At 70.7% G+C, this 4,278-nt stretch carries 3 protein-coding genes; 2 read left to right on the top strand and 1 reads right to left on the bottom strand.

Annotated elements, in window-relative coordinates; genetic code table 11:
- Positions 1 to 1,020 (bottom strand): serine/threonine-protein kinase (locus Q0C41_RS30170; protein WP_291990527.1); only part of this gene is annotated, 1,020 nt, incomplete at its 3' end.
- An 88-nt stretch (positions 1,021 to 1,108) separates the two neighbouring features.
- On the opposite strand from Q0C41_RS30170, the gene Q0C41_RS30175 reads away from it, so the two are divergent.
- Together Q0C41_RS30175 and Q0C41_RS30180 are read left to right on the top strand one after the other, a co-directional pair.
- Positions 1,109 to 2,017 carry a TIM barrel protein gene (locus tag Q0C41_RS30175; RefSeq protein ID WP_291990529.1) on the top strand — a complete coding sequence of 303 codons (909 nt, stop codon included), beginning with the start codon at positions 1,109 to 1,111 and terminating at the stop codon, positions 2,015 to 2,017.
- On the top strand, positions 2,014 to 4,278 hold a 2,265-nt coding region (locus tag Q0C41_RS30180; RefSeq protein ID WP_291990532.1), incomplete at its 3' end, for a M14 metallopeptidase family protein. The genes Q0C41_RS30175 and Q0C41_RS30180, both read left to right, overlap by 4 nt.

Genomic DNA, 4,278 nt, shown 5'->3' on the forward strand with positions numbered 1-4,278 from the left:
CTCGGGGCGACCTGGGCCCGGGGCCAGGGCGTACCAGCCGGCGGCGCCGACCGCGAGCAGCACGGCCGCGGGCACCCCCCAGGCCAGCGCCCAGGGGCGCCGCGGGTGGGCGAGAGGCGGAGGCACCGGCACCGTGCGATCGGGATCGGTCGGGGGGGCGGCCTCGGTGGCGACGACCGTCTCGTCCAGCGGCAGTGGCGGTCGCGCCACCGGGGCCACCGCCATCAACTCCTGACGCAGTTGGCCGGCCGTCGGCGTGCGGTCGGCCGGGCGCCGCGCCAGCGCCCGCGTGAGGGCCGGGGCGAACATCGCGGTGTGCGGCGGCAGGAGCACGGCGAAGTCCGGTGACGGACCATCCACGATCTCGCGGATCAGGCCCGCCGTCGTCGTGCTGCGATACGGACGTCGTCCCGCGAGCATCTGGCACAGGACGACGGCGAAGGCGTAGATGTCGGCGCGGCCGTCGATCGGTTCGTCGAGCACCTGCTCTGGCGCCATGTAGGTCAGGGTGCCGACGGCATGGCCGGTCTGCGTCGGGCCGTCGGTGCCGACGATGCGGGCGATGCCGAAGTCGAGCAACCGGGCGCGATTGCGCTCGTCGATCAGGATGTTGGCCGGCTTGATGTCGCGATGCACGACCCCGAGCCCGTGCGCGTAGTCCAGGGCCTCGAGGACCTGGCCGGCCCATTCGAGCACCTGCGGCGTGTCGAGGGGGGTGCCGCGTTCGAGGTGGCGGAGCAGCGCCTCGCCCCGCACGAACTCGGTGACCATGTACAGCACGCCATCGTGCTGCGAGAAGCCGTACAGCCGCAGGATCTGGGGATGGTCGAGGCGGGCGAGGATCTGGGCTTCGCTGCGGAAGCGCTCGGTCGCCGTGCCCTGCGTGTCGACGTCGTCGCGCAGGACCTTGATCGCGACCTGGCGGCCGAGCATCTCGTCGGTGGCGAGATACACGGCCCCCATGCCGCCCTGGCCCAGGAGGGCGTCGATGCGGTACTGCCCGAGTCGTGTGCCGATCATCGAGGTGCGTGGAGGCGCCGGCGCGCAGTATAGCTTTGACAGGCCACGGACCGGCGTGGCGAAATGAGGGGCAAAACCGGAGCCTGCCATGCTGACGCGACGTCATTTTCTGAGAACTGCCTCGATCGCGGGTGCCGCGATCGCCACCGCCGACCTCTCCTTCGCCCGCTACGCCCCCGAGAAGGGTCGCTTCGCGATCTCGCTCGCGGAGTGGTCGCTGCACAAGGCGCTCTTCAAGAAGGAGATCACGAACCTCGACTTCCCGCGGCTGGCGAAGCAGGAGTTCGGGGTGACCGGCCTCGAGTACGTCAACCAGTTCTTCAAGGACAAGGCCAGGGACACGGCCTATCTGTCGGACCTCAAGTCGCGGGCCGAGGGGTTCGGCCTGAAGAACGTCCTGATCATGATCGACGGCGAGGGGATGCTCGGCGCCCCCGACGCGGCGGCGCGCGGCAAGGCGGTCGAGAACCACAAGCCGTGGATCGACGCGGCGAAGTTCCTCGGCTGCCACGCCATCCGGGTCAATGCCGCCAGTCAGGGCGAGTACGCCGAGCAGCAGAAGCTGGCGGCCGACGGGCTCCGCCGGGTGGGGGAGTACGGCGCCTCGCAGGGCATCCACGTCATCGTCGAGAACCACGGCGGGCTCTCGAGCAACGGCGAGTGGCTGGCCGGCGTGATGACGCTGGTGGGCATGCCCGGTGTGGGGACGCTGCCCGACTTCGGCAATTTCCGGGTCAGCCGCGAGGTCGAGTACGACCGCTACAAGGGCGTGACCGAGCTCATGCCGTTTGCCAAGGGGGTCAGCGCGAAGTCCCACGATTTCGACGCCCAGGGCAACGAGACGCACACCGACTACAAGAAGATGCTCGACATCGTCATCGCCTCGAAGTACCGCGGGTTCATCGGCATCGAGTACGAGGGGACCACCCTCGGCGAGCACGAGGGCATCAAGGCGACCAGGGCGCTCCTCGAGCGTCACCTTCAGGGCTATCTGTGAACACCCGGATCCTCGCGTATTCCCTGGCCGTCATGCTCACCGGCATGACGGCCTCGTCGTCTCTGGCACAGGCGCCGGCCGCCTCCGCTGCGCCAGCGCCCTTCGCCCCAGGCGTGCGCTACGACGTGACGATTCCCACGCTCGCGCAGGTGCTCGGGCACGAGCCCGGCGCGGCGATCACGCCGCCGGATGGCGTCATCACCTACGTGAAGGCGCTGGCGCAGGCGGCGCCGACGCGAACCCGGCTGATCGAGTACGGGCGCACGTGGGAAGGCCGGCCGCTCGTCGTGCTGGCCATCGCGTCGGCCGAACGCATGGCGCAACTCGACGCCGTGCAGAAGGGCCTGCAGCGCCTGGCCGACCCGCGTGGTCTGGCCGCCGGCGAGGAGGCGACCCTGGTCGCGTCGCTGCCCGTCGCGGTGTGGCTGATGCACGCGGTGCACGGCAACGAGATCTCCTCGGTGGATGCCGCGCTGCTCGAGGCGTATCACCTGCTGGCCGCGCAGGACGATCCGGACGTCACGCGCATCCTGCGCGAGACGCTCGTCCTCATCGACCCGCTCGAGAACCCGGATGGCCGGGCGCGTTTCGTGGCGTCCAACACCCAGGCGATGGGCCCGTGGCCCGATGCCGAGCCGTTCGCCGCCGAGCACAACGAGCCGTGGCCGGGCGGCCGGTCCAATCACTACCTGTTCGACATGAACCGCGACTGGTTCGCCCAGTCGCAGCTCGAGACGCGCGGCCGGACCCGCTTCTTCCTGCAGTGGTTTCCCCAGGTGGTCGTCGACCTGCACGAGATGAGCGGTGACTCGTCGTACTACTTCGCGCCGCCCGCCGACCCCCTCAATCCGCACATCACGCCGCAGCAGATCGGCTGGTTCTCGACCATCGGCAAGGCCAACGCCGCGAAGTTCGACGAGCGCGGCTTCGCCTACTTCAATCGCGAGGTCTACGACTCGTTCTACCCCGGGTATGGCGAGTCGTGGCCGATCTTCCACGGCGCCATCGGCATGACCTACGAGATGGCGTCGGCGCGCGGGCTGGTGTGGCGACGGTCCGATGGCGACCAGTTGACCTATCGCGACGGCGTGCTGCGCCACTTCACCGCCGCGATGACCACCCTGGCCACGTCGGCGGCCAATCGGCAGCCGTTGCTGCGCGACTTCGTCGCCTACCGCCGCAGCGCCATCACCGATGGCGAGAAGGGCAGCACCAGGGCGTGGCTGGTGCCGGTCGGCGCCGACCCGGCACGCGCGCACCGCTTCGCGCAGTTGCTGCGCGACCAGGGGTTCGACGTGTCGCAGTCCACCGAGGCGATCACCGTCGGCGCGCGGACCCTGGCCGCCGGGACCTATGTGGTGCCTGCGGCGCAGCCGGCCGGCCGCCTGCTGCAGAACCTCCTCGACCCGTCGGTCGCCCAGCCCGCGGCGTTCGTCACGGAGCAGGACCGTCGTCGCCGGAAGCGGCTGCCCGACCAGATGTACGACGTGACCGGGTGGCATCTGCCCTCGGCCTACGACGTCGACGTCGTGCCGTTCGACCGTCCCCTGACGACGGTGCGGACGCAGCCGATGGCCGCCCCGCCGGCGGTGACGCTGCCGGCGGCGAAGGTGGGGTACGTCATGCCGTGGGGCATCGGGACGGCGCGCCTGGTGGTGGCCGCGCAAGCGGCGGGGCTGCGCCTGCGATTTGCCGACGAAAGCTTCACCCTCGCCGGGCGCACCTACCCGGCGGGGACGGCCATCGTCCGCTCGGTGGAGAACCCGGCCGACACGACCGCCGTCCTGTCTCGCCTGGCGACCGAGCACCGGGCCGAGATCGTGGCGGTGGATTCCGCGTTCACCGAGGCGGGGATCTCGCTCGGGAGCAACAGGGTCGTGCCGCTGAAGGCGCCGCGTGTGCTGCTGGCGTGGGACGCGCCGGTCTCGTCGCAGAGTGCCGGCTGGGCGCGCTACGTGCTGGAGCGGCGGTTCGGCCAGCGCGTCACGGCCGTCCGTGTCAGCGCGTTCATGATGGCCGACCTGACGCGCTTCGATGTTGTCGTGTTGCCGTCCGGCAACTACACGCAGGGCCTCGGCGGCCCGGCGCTGCAGCGCCTGAAGGACTGGGTCTCGGCTGGTGGCACGCTCGTCACCATCGCGGAGGCGAGTCGCTGGGCGACGCGCGACGGCGTGAACCTGCTCGACACCACCACCGAACTGCGCGACGGTCGCCCAGAGAGCGCGGGCGGCGGCGGGGGAACTGGCACCGGTGGCGCAGGC

Source organism: Luteitalea sp., assembly GCF_022842525.1.
GTDB lineage: Bacteria > Acidobacteriota > Vicinamibacteria > Vicinamibacterales > Vicinamibacteraceae > Luteitalea.